The organism is Kordiimonas gwangyangensis DSM 19435 = JCM 12864 (genome assembly GCF_000375545.1).
In the GTDB taxonomy this organism is placed as follows: Bacteria; Pseudomonadota; Alphaproteobacteria; order Sphingomonadales; family Kordiimonadaceae; genus Kordiimonas; species Kordiimonas gwangyangensis.
Genome location: NZ_AQXF01000001.1, coordinates 769,582 through 794,227 on the forward strand (window position 1 = coordinate 769,582; position 24,646 = coordinate 794,227).

The window sequence follows — 24,646 nt, forward strand, 5'->3', positions numbered from 1 at the left end:
TTAGCGGAAAGCGCGGTTTTTGCCTACTGGGCTTTTATGCAAGCAAAAAGCCTGCGTTAAAACCGGTTCCCCGGTCCTTCTTCCGGTCCGCCTTCTGGCCCTTCGTCATCAAAACCGCCCGGTGGTGGCGGTGGCGGCATATCGTCGTCATCACGGCCAAAACCTTCGCGCTTCATGCGCCATTTGCGGCGCTTGTACATATCCTCCGCGAGCTTTTGACGTGTTTCAAGGTCAAGGTCCGCAACGATATCCAGGAGGATTGCTTTCAACGGGCCATGCAGCATGCGGGTTTTGGCTTCGAGGTCCGTGAGTGCGGCGCGCAGGGCGTTTTTGTCCACCGTTTCCGCGAGCAGGATAGCGCGAACCTTCTCTTCACTTTCGCGAATGCCCTGGAAGTTCCCCCGCAGGTCATTGCGGTGACCCTCCATGAGCTCCTTGAGCTCCTCCCGCTTCTCTTCCGGCAGGTAAGCCGCGAGGCGGCGCATGCTGAAAAGCTCCTTACCGCCACCCATGCGGTGTTCGCGGTGTGGACGGTCGGGCCTTATCTCCTTACCAAGCAGATAGCCGCCCACAAAGATATTGGCTGCCAGCGACGCTGCGAGCAAACCATGTACCCAGGTTACCTTGAAAGCCATTCTACTCGTCCTCCAGATAGAGTTCCGCATTACTTGCGAAGAAATGTGCGCTGAGGTCAACGGCTTCGGCGTCTGTATCGCCCGCGGGCGCCTCGCCCTGCATGCCGATGGCGATACCAACGCCAAGGACAATCACATAAGCCGCCGCTTGCGACGCGAAGGCCACACGACCGCCAAACCCTTTGAAAAGGCGCGCGAGGAAGCCGTCAGCTTCACTGCTCTGGCGCGCAGCCTCCTGTGCCGGAATATCCATCAGGCGGGCGAGGAACGCATCCGCGTCACCCGGCACTGAATGTTCGCGCGCAAAAAGTGCGTCCAGCGCTGCGTCTGCCCGCGCATGCTTTTGCCCGGCGTCCGAGCCAAGGTAAGCCTCCGCGCGGCGGGCATCTGCCTCTGGCCAGTTGGCACTGTCAGCGCCGAAGCGGGCGCGCAGAAGGTCATATTCCTGTTCATTCATGGGCACCATTTTTGCCCTCCTATCCTAATGCTTCAAAAAGCTGCTCACGGTCATTCATGAGAAACTCCCTGAGCTTTGCCCGTGACCGCACCAGTAGCGATTCATAGGCTTTCAGGTTCATCTCCATCGCCTCTGCCGCTTCGATGTTCGACAGTCCGTCGAAATAGCTGAGCGTCACGGCGATACGTTGTCTGTCCGGAAGGCGGGTGAGCGCTGCATGAAGCTGCGCTTTGCCACTTTCTTCCCCGAGGATGGCTTCGGCGTTGGGCCGGTCGTCCGCCTCGTCAAATGTTTCAGGCAACTGGTCCACCTTGCGGCGACGTTTCTCGTCAAGGCAACGGTTGACCACAATTCGGTGGAACCAAGTGGTAAACCGGGCTTTTGTGCTGTCGAACCGGTCCGCGTGGGTCCATATCTTGGTGAAGGCTTCCTGCACCAGATCCTCCGCGCGGGCGACGTCGTCGAGGTAGCGGTACGCAAGGGCGCGATACCTCAGTGCATGCCGCCTGACCAGCATGCCAAAGGCGGTACGGTCCCCTGTCGCAACGCGGCCCATCAGGGCCTCGTCCGTCGGTTCTTCAGCTTCAATCGCCAAACCACTACTCTTGTTTTTTATGTCATTTCGTTCAACAACCTGCACCTGATACGCACCATGAGTGAGGCACCCTTCGCACACGCGCCTCGTTTTAAACATAAAACCGAAACAATTTCGGCCTATGCGCATGTGGCGTCATACAGTATGACAGGTGTCATTATATTGATGGGATTTGGCGCGCGGCGAAAGTCGCAATTAAGCCAAAGGCTAGAATTGAAGGTTAGGTTATGAAAATTGCGGTCATTGGCACGGGTTATGTAGGCCTTGTCTCGGGCACATGTTTCTCTGAATTCGGGCATGAGGTCACGTGCGTCGACAAAGACGCAGGCAAGATCAAGGCGCTCGAGAACAACATCATGCCGATCTATGAACCCGGGCTTGATAGCCTTGTGGCCCGCAACGTTGGGGCCGGCCGCCTGACTTTCACCACTGACCTCAAGGCAGCAATGAAGGGCGCCAAAGCGGTGTTCATTGCTGTGGGTACACCCAGCCGCCGCGGTGACGGCCACGCTGACCTTCAGTATGTATTTGCCGCGGTCGAGGAAGCTGCAGGTTACATCGAGGACTATACGGTTGTTGTCACCAAGTCGACCGTGCCTGTGGGCACTGGCGCCCGCATCAAGGCGCGCCTGACGGAACTGCTGCCTGCTGACAAATTCGATGTTGCGTCGAACCCTGAATTCCTGCGCGAAGGCGCGGCCATTGAAGATTTCATGCGCCCCGACCGCGTTGTATGCGGCGTTGATAGCGAGCGTGCGCACGATGTACTGAAGGAGCTTTACCGCCCGCTTTACATCAACGAAACACCAATTGTATTCACCAACCGCGAAACCGCTGAAGTAATCAAATACGCAGCCAACGCCTTCCTCGCGACCAAGATCAGCTTCATCAACGAGATGGCTGACCTTTGTGAGGTAGCGGGCGCGGACGTTCAAGAAGTTGCGCGCGGTATCGGCCTTGATAACCGCATTGGCAGCAAGTTCCTGCACGCGGGGCCGGGCTACGGCGGTAGCTGTTTCCCGAAAGACACCCGTGCGCTGGTGTCCACAGCGGACGAATATGGTGTACCGCTCAAGATCGTGCGGTCGGTTGTTGAAGTGAACGAAGCGCGCAAGCGCGCCATGGCCGAGAAGGTTATCAAGGCCTGCGGCGGCGATGTTAAAGGCAAACGCCTCGCTATCCTTGGCCTGACGTTCAAGCCAAATACCGACGATATGCGCGAAAGCCCGTCGCTCGACATTATCCCGGCACTGCAGGACGCAGGCGCTGAAATCCACGCCCATGACCCGAAGGGTGCGGAAGAAGCTGCCAAGATGCTCAAGAACGTTACGTTCCATGACGAGCCCTATAGCACGATGGACGGCGCAGACGCGCTTGTGGTCCTGACCGAGTGGAACCAGTTCCGTGCGCTCGATTTCGACCGTGCACGCGGCCTGATGAAAGACGGTGTTCTGGTCGACCTGCGCAACATCTATGCGAAGGCGGACCCGGCGAAACACGGCTTCCGCTACACAGGTATCGGGCGCGGCGCGTGACGGCAGGGGTTGCGCTCGCACACCCCCACAAACGCATCTGGGCCATCGCTGGCCCAGCCATCATCGCCAATAGCGCCGCTCCGCTTGTCGGTCTCGTAGACACTTGGGTGATCGGCCACCTTCCGGGCGCGGCCTATCTGGCCGCGGTCAGCGTGGGCGCGATGATCTTCAGCTACCTTTCGTGGGCATTCGGCTTCCTGCGCATGAGCACCACGGGGCTTGTGGCGCAGGCCCACGGGCGCGACGACAGCGACCAAGTCGCGCGTGTGATGACCCGCGCGCTGTTGACCGCCTTGGTGATCGGCAGCCTGATCGTTCTCCTGCAGGGGCCGATCTATCATCTTGTGCTGCGTGCCATTGACCCGCCCTCAGATACGGTCGGTCTGTTCGAAGCCTATTTTGATATTCGCGTCTGGGCGGTGCCAGCGGCACTCATTGCTTACTGTATCACCGGGTATCTGATTGGCACTGCGCAGGCGACAAAAGCGCTTTATGTGCAGCTTGTGCTCAATATCACGAACGGTGTGCTGAACCTCGTGTTTGTGCTGGGCCTTGGCCTTGGCGTCAGCGGCGTGGCGCTCGGCTCACTGATCGCCGAATGGCTGGCGGCGCTTGTTGGTCTCGCATTTGTGGCGCGCGGGCTAGGCGCAGGCACCCTCATCAAAGCCGCGATGAGCCGCGTCACCTATGATATGGCCAAGATGAAAAAGCTCCTGAGCGTGAACGGCTATATTTTTATGCGCACGCTGCTGCTCATTCTTGCTTTTGCGCTGATGACGCGCGAGGCGGCGGCGCTTGGCAAGGTACCACTGGCCGCCAATCATGTGCTCAGCACCTTCCTTATCCTGATCGCCCTTGGGCTTGACGGTTTCGCTTATGCAGCCGAAGCGCTATCGGGCGCCGCATTCGGGCGCAATTCACGCGGCGAGTTTCGGGCGTGGGTGCGCTATGGCCTCATATGGTCAGCCATCGCTGCGGTGATCTACACCGCCGGTTTCGCGCTCTTTGGCGCGCCGATCATTCGCGCGCTGACCGACATTGAGCCGGTGCGTGCCGCCGCTATTGAGGCACTACCCGTGCTGGCGCTGCTGCCCGTTGTTGCCTTCTGGTGCTACCTTTATGACGGCATCTATATTGGTGCGACCGCAGGCGGCGCCATGCTGGGCACTGTCGCCGTGGCGGCCTTCTGCTTCCTGGTGGTGCTGTACCCGCTCACGGACCGGTATGGGCTTGTCGGCCTTTGGGTCGCGATGGCGGTCTTCAACGGTATGCGGGGGCTCGCGCAAGCAGTTTATTACCCCCGCATTGAACGTCGCCTCACGGGCGACTAGCCAATCTGGCGCTTAAAGGATCTCAAGCACGCCTTCCGGCGGGCGACCAATACGAGCCTTGTGCCCGTTGAAAACGATCGGGCGTTCGATCAGCTTTGGTGTTGCCACCATCGCCGCCACGAGCGCATCGCCCTCTTTTTCATCGAGCTGCTGTTCCTTGTATTCCGCCTCGCCCTTGCGCATCAGGTGGCGCGGTTCCATGTCGAGGAGCTTGAGAGCATGCTTGATCTCGTCCGCCGTTGGCGGATGCTCAAGATACAGCCGTACATTGACTTCAAGGCCGCTGTCCTCAAGGAGGGCGAGGGTCTGGCGCGACTTGCTGCAGCGCGGGTTATGCCAGATGGTGACGCTCATAGGTTAAACTCCCTTGATCTAGAACTTTTCCAAGGGTTTAGCGCGTGAATATGTCGTCGGCAAGGCTGAGGTGCAGTCGCGGGCAGGCTCATGGAGCGGGTGAAGGGAATCGAACCCTCGTCTTAAGCTTGGGAAGCTTCTGCTCTACCATTGAGCTACACCCGCACGCCCGACTGAGGCCCAAGCATTTAACAGAGCTTTTGGAAAAAGCAAGAAATGATAGCGCGCGAGGCCACCGAAAGGCTTGACGACAGGCGCAGGGCAAAGCAACGTGGCGCCGCCCCTTTCATGCGGGGCAAGCAATTGGTTTATCGTCAGGAGACAGACAAATGAAACAGCGCGCAGGCCTAGACAAAAGCCTCACTTCCACTTGGTCACGTCAGACCCAGATGGTACGCGCGGGTTCGATGCGCTCCAACTATGGCGAGATGAGCGAAGCCATGTTCCTCACGTCCGCTTTTGCCTATGAGAATGCGGAAGAAGCGGAAGCGCGCTTTGATGGCCGCGCGGAAGGTTTCACCTATTCACGCCAGACCAACCCGACGGTTGCCATGTTCGAACACCGTATGGCGGTTCTTGAAGGCGCGGACGTGGGCCGGGCGACCGGCACCGGCATGGCCGCGATGACAGCGGCGCTGCTCGCAAGCCTCAAGGCGGGCGACCATGTGGTCGGCGCGCGCGCGCTTTTTGGTTCCTGTCGCTGGCTGATGGACACCTTGCTGCCGCGCTACGGCATTGAGACCACTGTGGTGGACGGCACTGACCTGAACGCATGGAAAGCCGCCATCCGCCCCAACACCAAGATCTTCTTCACCGAAACACCAGCGAACCCGACGCTTGAGATCGTGGACCTGCGCGCGCTTGCTGACCTTGCGCACAATGCGGGCGCACTTCTGGCGGTCGACAATGTGTTCGCAACACCGGTGCTTCAGCGCCCGATGGAACTGGGGGCAGACATTGTCGCCTATTCCACCACCAAACATATTGACGGCCAAGGCCGTTGCCTTGGCGGCATTGTGCTGTGCTCCAAGGAATTTGACGAAGAACATCTCTACCCCTTCTACCGCCACACCGGCTGTGCCATGTCACCGTTCAATGCATGGGTGATGCTGAAAGGCCTTGAGACCCTGAGCCTGCGCGTACACGCCATGTGCGACAATGCGGAGAAAGTGGCCGCGTCCATCGCCAAACGTGTAACCGACACGCGCCACCCCGCGCTCGCGAGCTTTGAACAGCAGAACCTGGCCCTCAGCCAGATGTCCCGCGGCGGTACCATGGTCGTGTTTGAGCTTCCGGGCGGCCGCGAACAGGCGTTCAAGTTCATGAACTCGCTTGAGATTGTGGATATTTCCAACAATCTCGGCGACAGCCGTTCGATCGCCACCCACCCTTGGAGCACCACACACAAGGCGCTGGCGGAAGAAAGCCGGCTTGAGCTTGGTATCACGCCGGGCCTCATCCGTTTCTCGGTAGGGCTTGAGGATAGTGACGATCTCGTTCAGGATGTGAACCAGGCGCTGGATAAGGCCGGAGTGTAATCCGGCCCGCGCGTGGGGAGCATGAACACACTATGGTAGACGATGAACTGATCGACGGGGTCCTGACCTTCGAGGAAACCACCGAAGGCATCCATATCGCCGTTCAGAGCTACTTCCTGTCTGAGCAATCAAAGCCGGAGGTCCAGCAATTTGTCTGGGCCTACCGCATCCGCATCACCAATGATAGCGACCACACCGTGCAATTGTTGAACCGGCACTGGATCATCACGGACGGTGTCGGTGGCACGCAGGAAGTGAAGGGTGTGGGCGTCGTGGGCGAACAGCCTGTGCTCAACCCCGGTGATGCTTTTGTCTACACAAGCGGCACGCCGCTCAGCACCCCATCGGGCATCATGCGCGGCTCTTATGAGATGCAGCGCGCGGACGGTGTGCTTTTCCGCGCGACGGTCCCCGCCTTCTCGCTCGACAGCCCACACATTTCGCTCAACATCAACTGAGGCACGCCCGGTGATCGATCTCAGACCGGTCCTATATACCCTCGGGTCGCTGATTGTGCTCCTCGCTGTGGGCATGATCCTGCCGATGATTGTGGACCTTGTCGCCGGCAACCCGGATTGGCAGACCTTCGCCATCGCCATGTGCCTCACGGCGCTCATTGGCGGCATGCTCATGCTGTCGACCCGCGGTAGCGGCGACAATCTGAACCTCAGGCAGGCATTCCTGCTGACAACTGGCGCCTGGGCCGTCCTGCCCGCGTTTGCAGCAATGCCGATCTCCTTCTCCGAGCTCGACCTCAGCTTCACCGACGGCTATTTCGAAGCCATGAGCGGGCTGACAACCACGGGCTCCACGGTCATTACCGGCCTTGATTATGCGCCGCCGGGAATTCTTTTGTGGCGTGGGCTCCTGCAGTGGTTTGGCGGCATCGGGATTGTGGTGATGGCTGTGGCTGTGCTGCCCATGCTTCAGGTCGGTGGCATGCAGGTCTTCAAGGTCGAGAGTTTTGAAACGGTCGAGAAAATCCTGCCGCGCGCCGCGCAAATCTCCGGTCTGATCTCAGGCATCTATGTCGCCTTCACCGCGCTTTGCATGTTCTGTTACATGCTGACCGGCATGGAATCCTTTGATGCGCTCGTCAATGCCATGACCACCATCTCTACCGGCGGTTTCTCGAACTCGGACAGTTCTTTCGGCAAATATGACCATCTAGGCACCGACACAGTATGCCTTATTTTCATGATTGTCGGCTCCATGCCGTTCATTCTGTTCCTGCAGGTTCTGCGTGGCAGGCCCCTCGCGCTCTGGCGGGACGAGCAGACGCGCGGTTTCCTCGCGCTTGTCCTGTTCCTCTGTGTCAGTGTCACCATCTGGCTGATGGTCTGGAAAAGCTTCACACTCGAGGAAGCGTTCCGATACGGCAGTTTCAACATCATCTCGGTGCTTACCGGCACCGGCTATGCCTCGACCGACTATGGCCAGTGGGGCGCCTTTGCCATCACGCTCTTTTTCATCGCCATGTTCATTGGTGGCTGCGCCGGTTCCACCAGTTGCGGGATCAAGATTTTCCGCTTTCAGGTGCTGCTGAAATGCATGCGCAGCTGGATGGAACGTATGGTGCAGCCGAACGGTGTGTTCATCGCGCGCTATAATGGCCGCCCCATCCCGGATGATGTTCGCGCCTCGGTCATGAATTTCATGACGCTCTTTCTTGTCATTTTCCTGCTGCTGTCGCTTGGCATCGCGATGACGGGCGAAGACTGGATTACCTCGCTTTCAAGCGCTGGCACCGCCATGGCAAACGTGGGGCCGGGCCTTGGGGACAAGGTGGGTCCTGCAGGCAATTTTGGCGGCCTGACCGACATGGCAAAATGGCTGATGTCCTTCGGTATGCTGATCGGGCGGCTTGAAGTATTTTCAGTACTCGTACTTTTTTCACCGCGCTTCTGGCGTGCGTAAGGTAATTCCGTTAGGCTGCCGTTCAGGTTGAATTTGATAGTCTGGAGCGTATGAAAACCGCTGTCTTTCTGATGTTCGCCCTTTCAAGCTGGCAACCCGCTGATACGCCAGGTTGGCAGGATTTTGTCTCCGGTGCATTTGAAAACGCGCGTGAGCGCGCAGCCGCAAGCCATACTGCCGACGGCCTTGCCCTTGCCTGCCGCAGCGGCCTTGTCATCGGCGGTTTCCAGCAAACGGGCGAAGCATCCGTCGTCTCGCTCCACCGCGCGCTTGAGGACTGCAGCGAAGCCCTGCATATGGACCCCCACAATATTGTCGCAAGCGTCAGCTATGCGCTCGCGCTCGGGTATGAGGGCAAACGCCTCAAGAAGGCATCCTATATCAAGGCCTCGCGCGAGCGGTTAGAGCATTGCCTCGCGCACCATCCCGATGATCCGCTCGTGACCGCGGCGCTTGGCGGTTGGCATTCTGCCGTCAGCAACGCAGGCTTCCTCGCCCGTGTCGCGCTGGGCGGCAGCAGGAAAGACGCTGAAGCTTATTTCCAACGTGCAATTGAGCTTGACCCGCGCTCGGTGGGGACCCGGTTTGAATATGTGCGTTTCCTCGCGCGCGGCGGTAAGGACGACCGCAAGGAAGCACTGAAGCAGCTGCGCGCAACACTCGCGATCAAACCCGATGACGCGGCTGAGGAAATCATGCTCGCGCGCCTCGCGGAACTCATTGTCCCACTCGAAGCCGATGACAAAAAAGCCGCGCGTGACACGGTTGAGCGCACAGCAGCTTTCCGGGACCTCGCCGACATGCGCGATATGGAAACGCGGTTCCCGCTCGAACCGCTCGAGAATTATAACGCCGCACAATGAAAAAGGGCGCCATCTGGCGCCCATTCTTTTTGCTCCGGCGTTGTAGGCTTAGCCGAAAGTTTTCTGCCGCGCCGCTGCACCGCGTTCGATCGCCGCCGCCGTCAGCCGGTCGATATCAAGCACATGGCGGATCATCTCGAGGAGGCGCAGCTCTTCCTGGCTGAGCGCACCGTCTGAGGCTGCAACTTCACATGCCAGCGCGTACACAAGGTCCGAATGGCTTTCCGGGATGGCTTCCTCAATCAGGCCCATCACGGCGTCCAGCCCTTCTTCGCTTTGCAAAAGCTCGATACAGCTATTGGTATCCGAACGCAGCTTCTCAACGTTATAGTTGCGGAAGGCCGGCAGGTAGCCAACGATACCGGTCATGCGGTTGAGCTCGGTATCCGTCATTTCGTCGTCTGAGGCGGAAACGGTAACAAGCGTGTAGATAAGCGCGGTTTCTGGGCTAATAGTCGACATGATTTTTCCTCTAAAGTATTGGCCCTCACGTTAGGGCGAAACGCGCTTTGTCTCAAGCGCTTTGCGGGAAAAATTCACACACGGTTTTCACCGCTTCGGCCAGTCCCACGCGCTCTACCTCCACCCCTTCAGGCATGGCATCCAGAAGCCGTGTCGGCGTCTGGCCGTCCAGCATGATGAAAAGCCCCTTGTCCGTGGCACGGCGCACAAGGCGGCCATAGGCCTGCGCGAGCTTGAGCCGCGTCAGCATCTCATCATATTGCCGCCCGCCGAAGGCGGCGCGGCGCGCGCGGTGCAGCAGCGTCGGGCGCGGCCATGGCACGCGGTCAAACACAATCAGGCGCAAGCTTTCGCCCGGCACGTCCACCCCGTCCCTGACAGCATCGGTGCCCAAGAGACAGGCATGCGCCTCGTGGCGGAAGATATCCACGAGGGTGGCTGTATCCACCGGGTCCACATGCTGGGCATAGAGCGGGATGTCCATGTCTTCAAGCGGCCCGACAATATGCTCATAGGTCGCGCGCAAACGGCTGATGGCGGTGAAAAGCCCCAACGCCCCTCCGCCAGACGCAAGGAAAAGCGAACGGTAGGCCGCTGCCACCTGTTTGGGGTCATGTTTGTTCACATCACCGACGATCAAAACCTTGGTGTTGGCCTTATAATCAAAAGGCGACGGTACCGACAGGCGTTTGGGCGGAATAAGAAGGTGCTGCGCGCCGGTTCGCATATCCGCCGATGACCAGTCATCCGCGTCCGCCGCCTTATCGCGCAGGGTTGCGGAGGTGATCACCACCCCATGCGCCTGATCAAGCACCACATCGGCAAAGGGTTTGGTTGGATCAACAAAATGGCGGCAGAGCGCCATGTCGCGGTCGCGGCCATCAAAGCGGTCAACCTCCAGCCATTCGATAAAGCTGTCATCAAGCGGCCCGCCGAACCCTTCTGCCATCGCCGCCCATGTGGCGACCATATCCGCGCGCTGTTTGACCGAGCGCGCGCTGGTCTCAAGCCTGCCACGCGCGCCGCTATCTAACACCTCCGCGTCTTCATCGAGGCGCCTCAGAAGCGCGTTTGCCAGTGCCTGCATCGGCAGCGCAAGGCTTTTGAGCGCCTCGGCGAGCGCATGGGCGGCGTCCGTCAGCCCCTCGATCGGGTCATTGGTGGTGGCTTCAAGCGAATGGAGGCCCCGTGCGTCCGATCGCGCGAGCACTTGCGCACGCACCAGCATTAGGAAATTTTCAAACCGGGTCATGGCCGCAGCACCCGTCACCCGGCCGACCCAGTTATCGGAAGGCAGGATACGCGCGGCCTCGAGCACGTCATCCAGAAGGCGCTTGGCGTCCATGTCATCGACCACCAGTTCCTCGATGCGCGACTTGAGGCCGCGTGCGCGGGTCGAGCCGCCGCTTTCCTTGCCCCTGAGCCAGCGGCGAAGCTCCGCCCCCTCAAGGCCTGAAAGATGTACGGAAAAGGCGCTGTCTGCGGCCTCAAACACATGGTGGCCCTCGTCGAACACAAGGCGTTTGGGAAGGTCCGGGTCACCCGCCCGCGTCGCTGCCTGTGCCACCACAAGCGCATGGTTCGCGACCACCAGTTCGGCATGTTTGGCCTTGCGTGCCGTTTTCTCGATGTAACATTTGCGGAAATGCGCACAAGCCGAATAGAGGCATTCACCGCGCCGGTCGGTAAGTCCTGCTATACGGCCCGCGCCAAAATGGCCGCCCAGCCAGCTGGGGAAATCCCCGCCAATCATATCACCGTCGCGGGTGAAGCGCGCCCAACGCACCACAAGGCCGATGAGCAGCCGGTCCTGCTCCCCGCCCGGGCCAGCTTGCGCGCGCATCATCACTGCGCGCAGGGTTTCCTCGATATTGAGAAGGCAGGCGTAATTCTCCCGCCCCTTCCTGATCACCGCGCGTTTGGCCTTGATGCGCGGGTCGGGGTAGAGGCGCGACAGTTCCTGATCAAGCTGGCGCTGTAGGTTTTTGGTGTAGGTCGAAAGCCAGACAGCACCGTCGTTCTTCTGTGCCCACACGCTCGCGGGCGCGATGTAGCCAAGGGTTTTGCCCGTACCTGTGCCCGCTTCCAGAAGCTGAAGGTTGGGTCCTTCCTCAAACTCACGCGGACGGAAGGCGTGGGTGGCGGCAGCAGCAAACCGCACCTGCCCCTCCCGGCTCTCAGACCCTTCGCCCAAAAGTTCGGCCAAACGACTTTTTGCCTCATCTGGCGCGACACCGTCGTCACCCGGCTGTGGCGGCGGGCCACCATCTTCCCATTCCGTAAGCGCGGACCAGACGGCAAGGCCATCCTCCCGGCTATGGTCGGCATACGTCTCAATCGCGCGCAGCACAAGCGGGCCCCAAGGCCATGCGGCGCGCGCCATCATCATGGCTACCTTGGCGCCACCGGCCCTATAGCGGTAGGTCTGCGCTTCCATGTCGGCAATCAACCGCTTCGCGATTTCGCGTACACAAAGGCAGCGGTCTTCATCCGACTCCAGCGCCATGTCGATATGCAGCGCGTCCCTCAGGCCCTGCACCGTGGGCAGGCAGAAGCGCGCGGGCCGCACGAAGGCGTATAGCTCCAGCGCGTCAAAAGCGCGAATAAAGCCGAGGCGCAAGCGGCGCGCCGCCACAACGCGGTTCACCAGAAGGTGGGTTGTCTTGCTGATGCGCTCCGCGGCTTCCTCTAGCCCAAGAGCTTCAAAAGCGCCGTCTTCGGTCAAAAACTGCACGTGCCGCACCCCCACGACAGCCACGGGCAGGCGGTCGAGGTCGGTACTTTCCGCTTCGGCACTGACAACAAGATCTTCCATGGGGCGGGAGCATATCGTCAGAGTTTCACAAAAAACAGGTGAATATGTTGCTTATCGCCAAATGCAGTATATCTTGACGGAACCGCGCGCAGAGCCTAGCTTCCGCGCGTTTTTTAACCTCCAATCTAAGGTGACCGATAATGACCGGTAATATTGATCTAGCCCTCTCCAGCAAAGCTTGGCCTTTCCAGGAAGCAGAGAAGCTTGTCAAACGGTATAAATCGGGCAAACCCGAGAAGGGCTATGTGCTCTTTGAAACCGGCTATGGGCCGTCCGGGCTGCCGCACATCGGCACCTTTGGCGAAGTGTCGCGCACGACCATGGTGATGCGCGCCTTCCAGGAAATCTCGGATATCCCGACGAAGCTGGTCTGCTTCTCCGACGATATGGATGGCCTCCGCAAGGTGCCTTCCAACGTACCGAACCAGGAACTGCTGCAAAAGGCGATTGGCAAGCCGCTGACATCCGTGCCGGACCCCTTTGGCACGCACCCGAGCTTTGGTGCGCACAATAACGCACGCCTGCAGGCCTTCCTTGACCAGTTCGGTTTCAAATATGAGTTCTATTCCGCGACCGAGTGTTACAAGTCCGGCCGTTTTGATGAAACACTCATCAAAATCTGCCAGAACTACGACAAGATCATCAATGTGATCCTGCCGACGCTTGGTGAAGAGCGCCGCCAGACTTATTCGCCCTTCCTGCCACTGAGCCCGGAAACCGGCGAGGTGCTGCAGGTACCAGTGCGCATCGAGGACCCGGAAACGGGCCTGATCTCGTTCGAGGACGCCAGCGGCAAGCGGGTTGAAACGCTCGTGACCGGTGGCAAGGTGAAATGCCAGTGGAAAGTGGACTGGGCCATGCGCTGGGATGCGCTTGATGTTGACTATGAGATGGCGGGTGCCGACCTCATTGAAAGCGTGAAGCTCTCGTCCATCATTCGCCGTATCCTTGGTGGCCAGCCGCCAGAGGGCTTCAACTATGAGCTTTTCCTCGACCAGAACGGCCAGAAAATTTCCAAATCCAAAGGCAACGGCCTGACAATTGAAGAATGGCTGTCCTACGCCAGCCCGGAGAGCCTGTCCCTCTATATGTTCCAGGCACCGAAGAAAGCGAAACGCCTGTATTTTGACGTGATCCCGAAGGCCGTGGACGAGTATCACACCTTTGTCGAGAAGTTCCACGAGCAGGAACTGGCGGACCAGTACAAGAACCCAGCGTGGCACATCCACGGCGGCAAGGTACCGGAAGCCAAGCTGCCGGTTTCCTTCGCGCTGCTCCTCAACCTCGTGTCGGCCGCAAATGCCGAGGACCGCGAGGCGCTGTGGGGCTTTGTTGGCCGCTATGCCGAGGGCGCGAATGCCGAGACATACCCGGCGCTCGACAAGCTTATGGGTTACGCGATCCGCTACTATGAGGACTTCGTGAAGCCGAACAAGTCGTACCGCCTCGCGAACCCGCAGGAACGTGCCGCGTTTGAGAGCCTGAAGCGCCGCCTTGAGGACCTGGATGCAAACGAGACCGACGCCGAGGTGATCATGACCGAGGTCTATTCCGCCGGCAAGGACGCGCAGTTTGAAAACCTGCGTGACTGGTTTGCGGCTTGTTATGAAGTACTGCTCGGCCAGAGCCAAGGTCCGCGCATGGGTGGCTTCATCGCACTATACGGCATCAAGGAAACGCTTGAGATGGTGGAAAAGGCCATCAAGGGTGAAGCGGTCGCGTAAAACCGCGCGATCCACGTGAAACATGAGAGGCCGCCTCATAAGGGCGGCCTTTTTTCTTATATTTCGCTGTCATTACTCGGGCAATGCCGGGTTTTAGTCCGGCATGAATATTTCTTCGATCGAGAGCGCAAAAAGCGCGGAGATCTTGAAGGCGAGCGGCAGGCTGGGATCATATTTCCCGGTCTCGATCGCATTCACCGTCTGGCGGGAGACATCAAGCTGATCGGCTAAGTGCGCCTGCGACCAGTCCCGCTCGGCCCGAAGGACTTTCAACCGGTTTTTCATTTGTATTTCCTCGCTGTCAGTGCCCGACCGAAACCCCACGCAAACGTCATGATGGGCAGGATGAAGATAGTGTCGAGCTTTGGAAAGCCGATGCCCTCAAGAAAGCCGTATGCAAAGGTGCCGAAGGCGACAACAAGGAAGGCGATCAGCACCGCTTCCATCGCCTGCTGGCGTTGCAGCTCATCGAGCGAGCGGTAGTAGGTGAGTTCGGCCTTCAGCGCCATGAGCGCCGGGATAACCGGTATCAGCACGAGGATAACCTGAAGCCACATGGCGACCTCGTTGTGCCGAAGGTAATACACCGTGGCCAGAATGGTCACCATGTAGAGCGCCATCGAGAGGAAGAAGTTTTTATAATAGGTTTTAGCTGCTTGTTTCATCGCCATCGTCCTGTCTTGCGTCCATGACATTATGTCAATGACACTTTACATAAACATTCAAGCAAGCATTGTCAAGCGAGCTTTACAAAAAGTCGTTATGTTTTTACAGTAGGAGTTATTCGCCCTTGGCGGGGCAGCTTGCCTCGGGCGCGCGGTTGTGACCAACCACGGTAAAACTGAAGGCCCCGTCCGCGTAGCGCACGCGGGTGACGCCGGGCACATAATCGCCGGTACCATTGAGCCGCTGCATGTTAGGCACGCCGAGGAATTCTTTCTGCTCACAATAGGGCGACGTGTCACCGTGGATCACGAGCACGGGTTTGCCGAAAGCCGCCGCTTTCTCAGCCAGCGCATCAAGGAACGGCTTGTAGGGGTCACAGTCTGTGTGCACTGTCTGATCACAGACCGGCAGGCCGCCCGGCACTTTGGTCGGGTCAGTGTGCATGGCGAGCACAAAGGCTTCCGACCCAGCTTCATTTGCGGCACGGAAGCTTTCCGCGAGCCATGTGAGGTTGGCGGCGTCCCGCGCATCCACGCGGGCATAGTTCATCGCCTTGTCGCCGATTTTAATCTCGTCACGGCCATTGCCGGTCGCGATAATATGGAAGGTGGCGAAGGTCACCCCGCCCGCGGACCAGCGCGCATTTTCAAGCTGGCCGCCCTGCCGGGTTATATTCCACTCCGGCTTTGAGCGCGGGTCCGCCTCAGGGCGCATGTCTTTGGCGAAATAGAGCGGCATGAGAACCTGATCGAGGATCTTGAGCTCGTCATCGCCCTTCCTGTCACAGTCGGTCCAGTCATTGTCGCCCGGGGTGAAAAAGAGTGGCACATCCACCATGTCTTCAATCAGCTTCTTGTTGCCACTTAGCTCCTCAAACGTGCAGCGCGTGCCGCCGGATTTGGTATCGCCGTAGAAAATGCTGAATTCGGCACCATCAAGCCTGGGATCATGCGCCAGCTTTTTCATCATGGTGACTTGGTCTTTTGTGTAGGGCATGTCACCAAAGGCAACAAAATCCACATCCGCAAGCGCTGGCGCCGCAATGGTTGCCGCAATACCAAAAGCCAAAACCGAATTCCGCATGATTATCCTCAAAGTTTCCTCACCTTGCCATAGCGTGACAGTGATGAAACTCCTGTGACAGTGCAACAAAAAAGCCCGGCGAAAAGCCGGGCTTTGAAACTTTTGTGCGGGTCGCCGTGCGAAGTCAGACTTCCGTGTCCACTTTCTGCACTTCGCCTTTGGCGACACCCACCATGGCGGGGCGCAACAGACGATCGCGGATCACATAACCCGCAGCAACCACTTGCATTACGCTGCCCGGCACATGCTCGGTCGTTGGGACTTCGAACATGGCCTGGTGGACTTTGTGGTCGAACTTTTCGCCCACCTTGGGGTCCACTTTCTTGATGCCGTGACGCTCAAAAATGTTCAGCAGCTCACGCTCGGTCATCTCGATGCCGTCAACAAAGGCCTTGAGGTCAGCCGGGATTTCTTCCGGCATGGTATCCAGCGCGCGGCGCATGTTATCGGAAATGTTCAGCATGTCGCGGGCGAAGTTCGTCACCGCATAGGCGCTAGCGTCAGCTTTGTCCTTCTCCGCGCGGCGGCGTACGTTTTCCGTCTCCGCCATGGTGCGCAGCAACCGGTCCTTGAGGTTCGCCACTTCAGCCTTGAGGGCCGCGACTTCGTCACCACCGCCCGCGAGCTCTTCGGGAGAAAATTCTTCTGCCGTGAACTCCTGCTCAAGCTTGGCTTCCTGCTCTTCCGCCTGTTCGTTCGTCTTGTTTTCCTGGCTCATTTTCTGTCCGTTACCCAAATCTGTTTTCTTGTTTGCGCTTTGCCTAGAGCAAGCGGCCCACCACGCGCGCTGTATAGTCAACCATCGGCACGATGCGGGCGTAATTCAGTCTTGTCGGGCCGATCACACCGATCACGCCGACAATCTTGTTCGCGCCATTCATATAGGGAGAAACCACGAGAGAAGAACCCGAAAGCGAAAATAAATTGTTCTCCGCCCCGATGAACAGGCGCACACCGCGCCCGTCTTTGGCGAGATCGAGGAGTTTGATCAAGTCTTTTTTGCGTTCTAACTCGTCAAAAAGGCGGCGGATTCGCTCAAGGTCTTCGGCGGCCTGCACACTCTCAAGCAGGTTCGACTGTCCTGAGACAATGAGCGACGCCGGCGCGTCACCACCCGTCCAGACCGCAAGACCGTCCTCAACCACCTTGGAGGTAAGCGCGTCGAGCTCGGCCTGTCTGGCTGAAAGCTCAGCCCGAATGGTGCTGCCAACTTCATCAAACGTGCGGCCCACAAGCCGGGCATTGAGATAATTCGCCGCCTGCACCAGTGCAGAGGCCGGGAGCCCGAGCGGCAAGTCGATGATGCGGTTTTCCACGCTACCGTCCTCGGACACCAGCACGACAAGGGCGCGGCCAGGCGCGATGGGCACAAATTCGATATGGCGGATCGTCAGTTCCTGCTTGGGCACCATGACGACAGACGCGCAGCGCGAAAGCCCGGAAAGCGCGCGGGTTGCCTCGGAAAGCACATCCTCCATCGCGCGGCCAGTGGACGAGCATTTGCCGCGGATGGCCTCCCGTTCCGACTTGGTGAGGTTGCCAATTTCCATGAGGCCATCGACAAAAAAGCGCAGGCCGATGTCGGTCGGGATACGCCCGGCGGAGGTATGGGGCGCCGCCAGAAGCCCGGCCTCCTCAAGGTCCGCCATGACATTCCGGATGGTCGCGGGCGAGACGCCAAGCCCCGCCGTGCGGCTGATCGTGCGCGAGCCAACAGGATCGCCGGTTTCGAGATAAGTCTCGACAATCTGGCGGAAAATGGCTTTCGAGCGTTCGTTCAGTTCAGCAAGCGACATGCAACTTTACCCTCATCTACAGGGCTGAATGTAGGTATGCGATCGCCGTCCGTCAATTGCCCGCACACTGTGCGGCATCTGTGCGGAAAGTGTGCGGAGGGGTGTGCCCGAAAAGCCGCCATTTCCGCCATTCTGCGTTCAAAAGTGTGCGGCGGGTGTGCAAAGGCGCCATCACAGCTTTGACCTCGCCCCCCAAGAGGGAGTAGAAGGAGCCAACAAATGTCAGGAACAGATAGAAGGACAGCCCATGCGACCGAGCGGACGCGCCAGCGACGAAATGCGCCAGATCGAGATGACCCCCGGCTTTGCCAAACATGCTGAGGGTAGTTGCCTTGTCAAATTCGGCGATACCCACGTGCTTGTGACCGCAACGTTTGAGGACCAGACGCCACCATGGCTGCGTAACACCGGCAAAGGCTGGGTGACAGCAGAATATGGCATGCTGCCGCGCTCGACCCATGGCCGCATGCCGCGTGAAGCAGCCAAAGGCAAACAGTCTGGCCGCACGCAGGAAATCCAGCGCCTGATCGGCCGTGCCATGCGCGCCGTTGTTGACCTCACCAAACTTGGTGAAAAACAGATCCGCATCGACTGCGACGTGATCCAGGCTGACGGCGGCACGCGCACGGCGTCCATCTCCGGCGCCTATGTGGCGCTGCACCAGTGTTTCGACTGGATGATCAAGGAAGGTCACATCACAGAGATGCCGTTCACGGACAGCATCGCCGCCATTTCCTGTGGCATCTATCAGGGCAACCCGGTGCTGGACCTTGACTATGACGAAGACAGCGCAGCAGAGACCGATGCCAACTTCGTGCTGACCGGCAAGGGCGGCATTGTGGAAATTCAGGGCACCGCGGAAGAAGAGCCTTTCTCGGAAGAAGAATTCCTGCGCCTCTTGCGTCTCGCGCGCATCGGCTGCGACGAGATCAAGACAGCACAAGCCAAAGCGCTGGGGCAATAAGCTGATGGCACGCTCGTTTGACGGCAACAAGCTGGTGATCGCCAGCCACAACAAGGGCAAGGTGCGCGAGATTGGCGAACTTTTGGAGCCTTTTGGCGTGGAGACCATTTCTGCCGGTGCGCTTGGCCTTGATGAGCCGGTTGAAGACGGCCTGACCTTCATCGCCAATGCCGAGATCAAGGCCTTGGCCGCTGCCAAAGCGTCCGGCCTGCCTGCGCTGGCGGACGATAGCGGACTTGAAGTTGCTGCCCTTGGCGGTGAGCCGGGCATCTATAGCGCGCGCTGGGCAGGCCCGACGAAGGACTTCAATATCGCAATGAAAGACGTGGTGGAGAAAATGGGTGACGCCGCTGACCGTAGCGCCAACTTCACCTGCGCACTGACCCTCGCATGGCCTGACGGGCATATGGAAAGCTTTGAAGGCAAGGTGTTCGGCACCGTCACATGGCCGATGCGCGGCGAAAAAGGCTTTGGCTACGACCCCATTTTTGTGCCCACCGGCTTCGAGACCACCTTTGCCGAGATGGAGCCCGCGGCCAAACACGCCATGAGCCACCGCGCCCACGCGTTCAAGCAACTGATCGATGCCTGCTTTAAAACCAACTGATGTCCCGGCGCTCGCGCCGAGTGACTACAAAGGGCCAGCCGCCATTTATGTGCACTGGCCCTTCTGTCTCAAGAAATGCCCTTACTGCGATTTCAACAGCCACGTGCGCGACGAGGTGAGCCACGAGCGCTGGCGCAAAGCCCTCGTGCGCGAGATTGATACCTTCGCCGCCCATTACCCCAGCCTTGAGGCCAGCTCCATCTTCTTTGGTGGTGGTACGCCAAGCCTGATGGAACCGGAAACGGTCGCGGCTGTGATCGACCGCGTACGCCACCATTGGGGCCAATCGGATATCGAGATCACGCTGGAAGCCAACCCATCTTCCGTGGAAGCCGCGCGTTTCCGCGACTACCGGGCTGCGGGTGTCAACCGTATCTCCGTAGGCATCCAGTCGCTCAACAATGATGTGCTCAAATTCCTTGGCCGCCTGCATTCAGCGGAAGAAGCGCTGAAAGCACTTAAAGTCGCGCAAGCCAACTTTGAGCGTGTGTCCTTTGACCTCATCTACGCCCGGCCTGAACAATCACTTGAGGATTGGCGAGCAGAGCTCGCTGAAGCGCTCAGCTTTGGTACCAGCCATTTGTCGCTCTATCAACTCACCATTGAGGAAGGCACCGCCTTCTATCACCAGTTCCACCGCGGCAAATTCAAACTGCCGGACGAGGATGAGGCTGCGGCGCTATTTGAGCTGACGCAGGACATGACCGAGGCGGCGGGCCTGCCAGCCTATGAGATTTCCAACCATGCCCGCGCAGGAGAGGAGTCAAAACATAACCTTACCTATTGGAAAGGTGGGCTCTACCTGGGAATCGGACCAGGTGCACATGGCAGGCTTATGGATAATTATTACGGTACACTTGCCCACTCACAGATCAAGCGCCCTGAGAATTGGCTTGAAGCGGTAGAACTTCATGGTCACGGCACAGACCAAATCGAAGACATTCCCTTAGCCGACTATCAAATGGAGAGACTGTTGATGGGGCTACGTCTTTCGGATGGTATCAGCTTGTATAACGTCGGTTATTCTGATCGCCCACAGATGGACAGTACCATCGACCGAGATGCACTCGAGGACTTAATACAGGGTGGATATATCAATAAACTGAACGACCGCATTTGGCTCACACGCCAAGGGCGCCCACTTCTGAACTTCATCCTCGGTAAACTGGTGGCTTGAAGGCGGCGCAACAAAAACGCTTGCCACACCAATAAGTTATCTTCTAACTTTTGTTTATCCCGCCAATTGTTACGAAGAAATTCTCCATGCCGTTCAAGCTGTCTGCAGTATTCATTGCCCTTTTTTCCGCGTTTTTTTCCACATCGGCGTTTGCTGCATTCCAAATACCGGAACTCTGCCGCGCCGCAACTGTCGATTTTGCGAAATATGACCGTAACCCGCTTGAATTACCCGCATGTGCGAAGAACAAGAATTGCAACAACAAGGATGCTGAAGCAATCGCTGACTGGTTCGACGCCGCAGCCAAGGAAGCGTCCGACCGGCTTTATTCCCTGCCGGACTATTATGCCGGCGACACGCAGAACAAACTTTGTACCGAACTGATTGCGATCTACGGCCGTGTTGGCCAGTTCAAATTTGTCGACCTGTCAAAACTCACCCCGACCCGGCAGCAGATGGTAGGCGAAGCCGTGAAATTCATGGCAGAAACTACAGACCGCGGCTATGCCCGCATTGGCATGAGCCGCGCGGAACGCGGTCAGGCCGCGAGGGCTGATCGCCCGCTTCTTGAGGCCCGCCGCAAAGAAGCTGCTGAGGCCAAAGCGCGGGCAAAAGCGGAGGATGCGGAAGCGAAGGCCAAAGCACAGGCTGACGCGAAGGCGAAACTTGACGCGGAGGCTGGAGCGTTTGAGGAGAAAGTCACGGCAGCACTGTTTAGTGGCATCGAAGTCGGCTTCACCGTCAGCAAAGGCACTGGCCGCACGATTTTCCGCCCCGAGCAGGGCGAAACCTTTGCGGACGCCATTATGTATGCCTTTGCCGCCTGGCATGAAAACACCGCCAACCGCGCCGCCGCTGATGCTTTCAAACCGCCCGTCAAAGACGAATTTGAAACCACAGCACAGCACGCCGCGCGCGTCGCGGCGGCCAAAACAGCCTATGACGAAACGCATAAAGATGACGGCACGCCGGACTATACCGACCTTGATGACTATATCGCCGCGTCAACGGGTGGCTTTGATGCCCGGAACATCAGCTATAACGCAGACCGGCAGGTGTTCACGGCGGAAATTGTGACCGGCAACGGCCTTGCCGCCGCACGTGTGGAAATCCCGGTCCCGCTCGCAGACGCGCGTGCGGCAAAGCCTGTGCTTGAAGCGGCAGACCTCGTGCTTGCCTTCAGCATTGACCCGGGCGCGCAGACAGTCAGCCTCAAACGCGCGGCCTTTGTAAGCCTTGATGAAAAACAGCCCACTAAATCGGCGTTTTATCGAGCCAACCTGTCTGGTCAGGATTTCGCGATGGCGAAAGACCGCGTCGCAAGCTGGCATCGGCTTTTTGAAGAGAAACGCTCAACAATTGCAACGCAGCGCGCCGCTGAAGCACAAGCCGAGCGCGAGCGTGTCGCAGAACTTTACCCCTACCGTGCGCGGTTCAGCTGCAACATTGGTGCGCTTTATGTGTGCCTTGGCCGCGACGGCGGCATCAATGTCAGGAGCGGCACTGAAATCAAATACTACAGCGCGCAGGACGTAGCCGGGCGTGACTATCTCGACGTATTCCTGATGCATGATTTCGAAATTGGCGCGGAAACCAGCAGCCGCGCAGGCCTCCGCATGACCCTTGAAATCACCGACTATGTGAACGGCAAAACGCTCTACCGCGAAGAGGCCGCGAGCCCAAGCGGCGTGATCCGGGTCAGTGATTGAGGGCTAGCGCGAGGCTAGGTGCCGGATCAATAGTCCCGGCGGTGTGAGCGGAGGCTATAGCCGAAGCTTGGGAAGGCCGTTGGCGCGGGGTCCACGACGGTGAAGCCTTTCTGGTGCACCTCAAGGATCGCGAGTGTGCGTTCATTGGTGCCGTCGGGCAGGAAGCGGAACAGACCGTCGGTACCGACAAAGCCGTACGGATTCGTCAGCCGCTCAGCCGAGAAACGATATTCCGCCGGTACACCCTCATCCCGCGCCAGTGCGGCCACAAGCGCCATGGCGTCATAGGCGATAGTGGCAAGCCGCGGGGCATCCTCGTCATAGGTGGCTTTGTAGCGCGCGAGCAGCGCCGCAGGCTTTTCCGGCATGGGCGCTGCAAACCAGGCGTTCTGGAGCGGCGGCTCCCTGAGGATGCTTTCATCGTTCCAGAGGCCCGTACCCAGAAGTTTCACCTTGTTGGGGTCAATCTCATAATAGGGCAATAGCGGTGCGAGCGTGCGCAACAGTTCCCCACCTTCGGGCACAATCACGGCATCGAACGGTACAGGCTCAAGCGCTTCGGCTTTCTCAAGCCGGTCCGCGACCTCGTTGGTCATGTCGTCATTCAGGCTGCGCAGGAAGCGGATCTCGTCCTTGAGCGCACGCTGGCGTTCGTCATAGTTGCCAAGGCGTTTAACCGGCCCGAATACCTGATCAGGGTCGGGCGGATAGCTTTCCATCGCCGTGATGCGCGCGCCACTATCGGCGATGGTGTCACCAAAGGCCGTGCGCACACGGTTGCCGTATAGGCCCTCCGGCAATAGCGCCGCAAAACGCCGGTAGCCGGTATCGATGGCATAATCCACAACCCGGTCCACTTCGCCTTCGGGGATAAAGCCAATGATATAGCGGTTGGGGGCCGCAACACTCTGGTCGTTTGAGAAGCCGATCATTGGAATACCTGCCGGCGCAAGCACATCTCCGGCCGCCTTCACATTGGCACCCAGAAGCGGGCCAAGCACAACGCTCGCACCGGCCTCTATCGCCTTGCGTGCCGCCTGTTCGCTGGTGGCATAATCCGCCTTGGTATCAAACGGCATCAACAGAAGACGCGGGTCATAAGCGTCAAAAAGCGCCATGGTGGCCGCGCGCAGCAACGCATTGCCTGTCTGTGCCTCAGGGCCAGTGAGTGGAAGCAAGATCGCAATACGGATTTTCTCGGCGTTTTCCATGCCGGTCATGCCGTCGCGGATAGGTGCCTGTGGCTGTTCACCAAGGTCTACCTGTTTTTCAGGGCGCGGCGGCACATCGCCACTACGGGTGCGCGGCGTTTTGCTTGTGCTCGTGTCGCTTGAGCAGGCGGCAACGGCCAGAATTAGCGCAATCGCTCCTAAAGCTCGGCAGTAATGGAAGAAGCGGCTTGCAAGCATATCCAACCTTGGTGTTATCTGGCCCCAGAAGGGGATCGCCCAACGATGGCTGACCCTAGTTCGAATTCATGCGGCTGTAAATCGGCGCCTCGCCAAAGCATGACGCTTTTTGAACCACAAGTGCAAGTATGGGAATGAAAAATGGCCGAATTCGGGTCTCAGCAGATTTTGAAACCGGGGCTTTATGTGGTCGCCACGCCTATCGGCAATTTGGGGGACCTCAGCCCGCGCGCCAAACATGTGCTAGGGCAAGTTGACCTGATTGCCTGCGAAGACACGCGCGTCACCGCCAAGCTGTTGACCGCGAACCTGATCAAAAAGCCGCTGGTGCCCTATCACGAACATAACGGCCCGGTCGCACGGCCAAAAATCATGGCGCGCCTCGCGGAAGGCGCGAAGGTCGCGCTTGTCTCGGACGCCGGCACGCCGCTGATTTCAGACCCCGGTTTCAAGCTGGTGGCTGAGGCGCAGGACGCCGGGCATTATGTCTCCGCCGTGCCGGGCCCGTGTGCCGCCATCATGGCGCTCTCGCTCGCCGGTATGCCGACGGACCGTTTCCTGTTCATGGGTTTCCCGCCGAACAAGACCAAGGCGCGGCAGGACTGGTTCCGTGCGGAGCTGCGCACCAAAGCAAGCCTGGTGTTTTACGAAAGCGCCAAACGGGTTGCCGACTGTCTTGCGGATGCGGCAAGTGTACTCGGCGACCGGCAGGGTGCCGTATGCCGCGAGCTCACCAAACGCTATGAAGAAGTCAGGCGAGACAACTTGGGTGGTCTCGCCGCCTTCTACGGCGCCGGTGAAGCCCCCAAGGGCGAGATTGTTGTGGTCATCGGGCCGCCTCCGCACGGGGATGAGGGCGACAGCACCGCGCTGGATGCAGAAACCCTACTCAAGGCCGCGCTCAAGCATATGAGTGTCAAATCCGCCGCCGCTTTTGTGGCCGAGCTAACGGACGTACCCAAAAAAGTACTCTATAGCCGCGCGCTTGAGCTCACAAAGGGCGATTAGG

24 protein-coding genes and 1 tRNA gene are annotated in these 24,646 nt (G+C 58.9%); 12 read left to right on the forward strand and 13 right to left on the reverse strand.

Features of this window, described 5'->3' with window-relative positions; translation table 11 throughout:
* Positions 1-56: 56 nt before the first annotated feature.
* Genes B150_RS0103640 through B150_RS19605 form a run of 3 tightly spaced genes read right to left on the reverse strand, consistent with a single transcriptional unit; the run spans position 57 to position 1,687 of the window.
* On the reverse strand, positions 57-635 hold the full coding sequence (locus B150_RS0103640) for a periplasmic heavy metal sensor (protein ID WP_020398527.1): 579 nt from the start codon (positions 633-635) through the stop codon (positions 57-59).
* Between the two features lies 1 nt (position 636).
* Entirely contained in the window at positions 637-1,101 is a 465-nt protein-coding gene (locus B150_RS0103645) for a hypothetical protein (RefSeq protein WP_020398528.1), read from the reverse strand.
* Between the two features lie 10 nt (positions 1,102-1,111).
* Positions 1,112-1,687 (reverse strand): sigma-70 family RNA polymerase sigma factor, encoded by a 576-nt coding sequence (locus B150_RS19605; protein WP_020398529.1) that lies wholly within the window; start codon positions 1,685-1,687, stop codon positions 1,112-1,114.
* Between the two features lie 227 nt (positions 1,688-1,914).
* Between B150_RS19605 and B150_RS0103655 the strand changes: the two genes are divergently transcribed.
* Both B150_RS0103655 and B150_RS19610 read left to right on the forward strand, forming a co-directional pair.
* Entirely contained in the window at positions 1,915-3,222 is a 1,308-nt protein-coding gene (locus B150_RS0103655; RefSeq protein ID WP_020398530.1) for a UDP-glucose dehydrogenase family protein, read from the forward strand.
* Positions 3,219-4,553: an MATE family efflux transporter gene (locus B150_RS19610; protein WP_020398531.1), complete on the forward strand. Its 1,335-nt coding sequence runs from the start codon at positions 3,219-3,221 to the stop codon at positions 4,551-4,553. Before B150_RS0103655 ends, B150_RS19610 begins: the two co-directional genes overlap by 4 nt.
* 12 nt (positions 4,554-4,565) lie before the next feature.
* Here B150_RS19610 and arsC read toward each other — a convergent pair whose 3' ends face one another.
* Positions 4,566-4,907, reverse strand: a complete 342-nt coding sequence (arsC, locus tag B150_RS0103665; RefSeq protein WP_020398532.1) for an arsenate reductase (glutaredoxin) — start codon at positions 4,905-4,907, stop codon at positions 4,566-4,568.
* 91 nt (positions 4,908-4,998) lie between these two features.
* Positions 4,999-5,072 (reverse strand) — tRNA-Gly (locus B150_RS0103670).
* 164 nt (positions 5,073-5,236) lie between these two features.
* Here B150_RS0103670 and metZ point away from each other — a divergent pair.
* From metZ to B150_RS0103695, 4 genes are read left to right on the forward strand one after another with little or no spacing between them, the layout of a single operon-like run.
* Positions 5,237-6,445 (forward strand): O-succinylhomoserine sulfhydrylase, encoded by a 1,209-nt coding sequence (gene metZ / locus B150_RS0103680; protein ID WP_020398534.1) that lies wholly within the window; start codon positions 5,237-5,239, stop codon positions 6,443-6,445.
* Positions 6,446-6,477: 32 nt separating this feature from the next.
* Positions 6,478-6,903: a Co2+/Mg2+ efflux protein ApaG gene (apaG, locus tag B150_RS0103685; protein ID WP_020398535.1), complete on the forward strand. Its 426-nt coding sequence runs from the start codon at positions 6,478-6,480 to the stop codon at positions 6,901-6,903.
* Between the two features lie 10 nt (positions 6,904-6,913).
* On the forward strand, positions 6,914-8,362 hold the full coding sequence (locus B150_RS0103690) for a TrkH family potassium uptake protein (RefSeq protein WP_020398536.1): 1,449 nt from the start codon (positions 6,914-6,916) through the stop codon (positions 8,360-8,362).
* 50 nt (positions 8,363-8,412) lie between these two features.
* The gene (locus B150_RS0103695; protein WP_020398537.1) at positions 8,413-9,225 is read left to right on the forward strand and encodes a tetratricopeptide repeat protein; all 813 of its coding nucleotides are present in this window, start codon (positions 8,413-8,415) and stop codon (positions 9,223-9,225) included.
* Positions 9,226-9,273: 48 nt separating this feature from the next.
* Here B150_RS0103695 and B150_RS0103700 read toward each other — a convergent pair whose 3' ends face one another.
* Together B150_RS0103700 and B150_RS0103705 are read right to left on the reverse strand one after the other, a co-directional pair.
* Positions 9,274-9,687 carry a tellurite resistance TerB family protein gene (locus tag B150_RS0103700; protein WP_020398538.1) on the reverse strand — a complete coding sequence of 138 codons (414 nt, stop codon included), beginning with the start codon at positions 9,685-9,687 and terminating at the stop codon, positions 9,274-9,276.
* A 52-nt stretch (positions 9,688-9,739) separates the two neighbouring features.
* Positions 9,740-12,502, reverse strand: coding sequence for an ATP-dependent DNA helicase (locus B150_RS0103705; protein WP_020398539.1), 2,763 nt, complete (start codon positions 12,500-12,502; stop codon positions 9,740-9,742).
* 140 nt (positions 12,503-12,642) lie between these two features.
* Between B150_RS0103705 and B150_RS0103710 the strand changes: the two genes are divergently transcribed.
* A complete protein-coding gene (locus tag B150_RS0103710) occupies positions 12,643-14,226 on the forward strand; it encodes a lysine--tRNA ligase (RefSeq protein WP_020398540.1) in 1,584 nt (527 codons plus the stop codon).
* Positions 14,227-14,319: 93 nt separating this feature from the next.
* On the opposite strand, the gene B150_RS0103715 is transcribed toward B150_RS0103710, so the two are convergent.
* From B150_RS0103715 to hrcA, 5 genes are all read right to left on the reverse strand, one after another.
* A complete protein-coding gene (locus tag B150_RS0103715; protein ID WP_020398541.1) occupies positions 14,320-14,511 on the reverse strand; it encodes a helix-turn-helix transcriptional regulator in 192 nt (63 codons plus the stop codon).
* Positions 14,508-14,891 (reverse strand): hypothetical protein, encoded by a 384-nt coding sequence (locus B150_RS0103720; protein ID WP_020398542.1) that lies wholly within the window; start codon positions 14,889-14,891, stop codon positions 14,508-14,510. The genes B150_RS0103715 and B150_RS0103720 overlap by 4 nt, the downstream gene beginning before the upstream one ends.
* A 115-nt stretch (positions 14,892-15,006) precedes the next feature.
* Complete coding sequence (locus B150_RS19615) at positions 15,007-15,975, reverse strand: hypothetical protein (protein ID WP_020398543.1); 969 nt, start codon at positions 15,973-15,975, stop codon at positions 15,007-15,009.
* 124 nt (positions 15,976-16,099) lie between these two features.
* Positions 16,100-16,693, reverse strand: coding sequence for a nucleotide exchange factor GrpE (gene grpE, locus B150_RS0103730; protein ID WP_020398544.1), 594 nt, complete (start codon positions 16,691-16,693; stop codon positions 16,100-16,102).
* 43 nt (positions 16,694-16,736) lie between these two features.
* Entirely contained in the window at positions 16,737-17,771 is a 1,035-nt protein-coding gene (gene hrcA, locus B150_RS0103735) for a heat-inducible transcriptional repressor HrcA (RefSeq protein ID WP_020398545.1), read from the reverse strand.
* Positions 17,772-18,018: 247 nt separating this feature from the next.
* Here hrcA and rph point away from each other — a divergent pair, with 247 nt between their 5' ends.
* The 4 genes from rph (at position 18,019) to B150_RS23365 (ending at position 22,228) form a co-directional block, all read left to right on the forward strand.
* Positions 18,019-18,735 carry a ribonuclease PH gene (gene rph, locus B150_RS0103740; protein WP_020398546.1) on the forward strand — a complete coding sequence of 239 codons (717 nt, stop codon included), beginning with the start codon at positions 18,019-18,021 and terminating at the stop codon, positions 18,733-18,735.
* Between the two features lie 4 nt (positions 18,736-18,739).
* Entirely contained in the window at positions 18,740-19,342 is a 603-nt protein-coding gene (gene rdgB, locus B150_RS0103745) for an RdgB/HAM1 family non-canonical purine NTP pyrophosphatase (protein ID WP_020398547.1), read from the forward strand.
* Positions 19,320-20,519, forward strand: coding sequence for a radical SAM family heme chaperone HemW (hemW, locus tag B150_RS0103750; RefSeq protein WP_081611298.1), 1,200 nt, complete (start codon positions 19,320-19,322; stop codon positions 20,517-20,519). The genes rdgB and hemW overlap by 23 nt, the downstream gene beginning before the upstream one ends.
* A gap of 86 nt (positions 20,520-20,605) precedes the next feature.
* Positions 20,606-22,228 carry a hypothetical protein gene (locus tag B150_RS23365; RefSeq protein ID WP_020398549.1) on the forward strand — a complete coding sequence of 541 codons (1,623 nt, stop codon included), beginning with the start codon at positions 20,606-20,608 and terminating at the stop codon, positions 22,226-22,228.
* A gap of 26 nt (positions 22,229-22,254) precedes the next feature.
* On the opposite strand, the gene B150_RS22115 is transcribed toward B150_RS23365, so the two are convergent.
* Positions 22,255-23,637, reverse strand: coding sequence for a penicillin-binding protein activator (locus tag B150_RS22115; protein WP_020398550.1), 1,383 nt, complete (start codon positions 23,635-23,637; stop codon positions 22,255-22,257).
* Between the two features lie 141 nt (positions 23,638-23,778).
* Between B150_RS22115 and rsmI the strand changes: the two genes are divergently transcribed.
* Positions 23,779-24,645: a 16S rRNA (cytidine(1402)-2'-O)-methyltransferase gene (gene rsmI / locus B150_RS0103765; RefSeq protein ID WP_020398551.1), complete on the forward strand. Its 867-nt coding sequence runs from the start codon at positions 23,779-23,781 to the stop codon at positions 24,643-24,645.
* Position 24,646 lies beyond the last annotated feature (1 nt).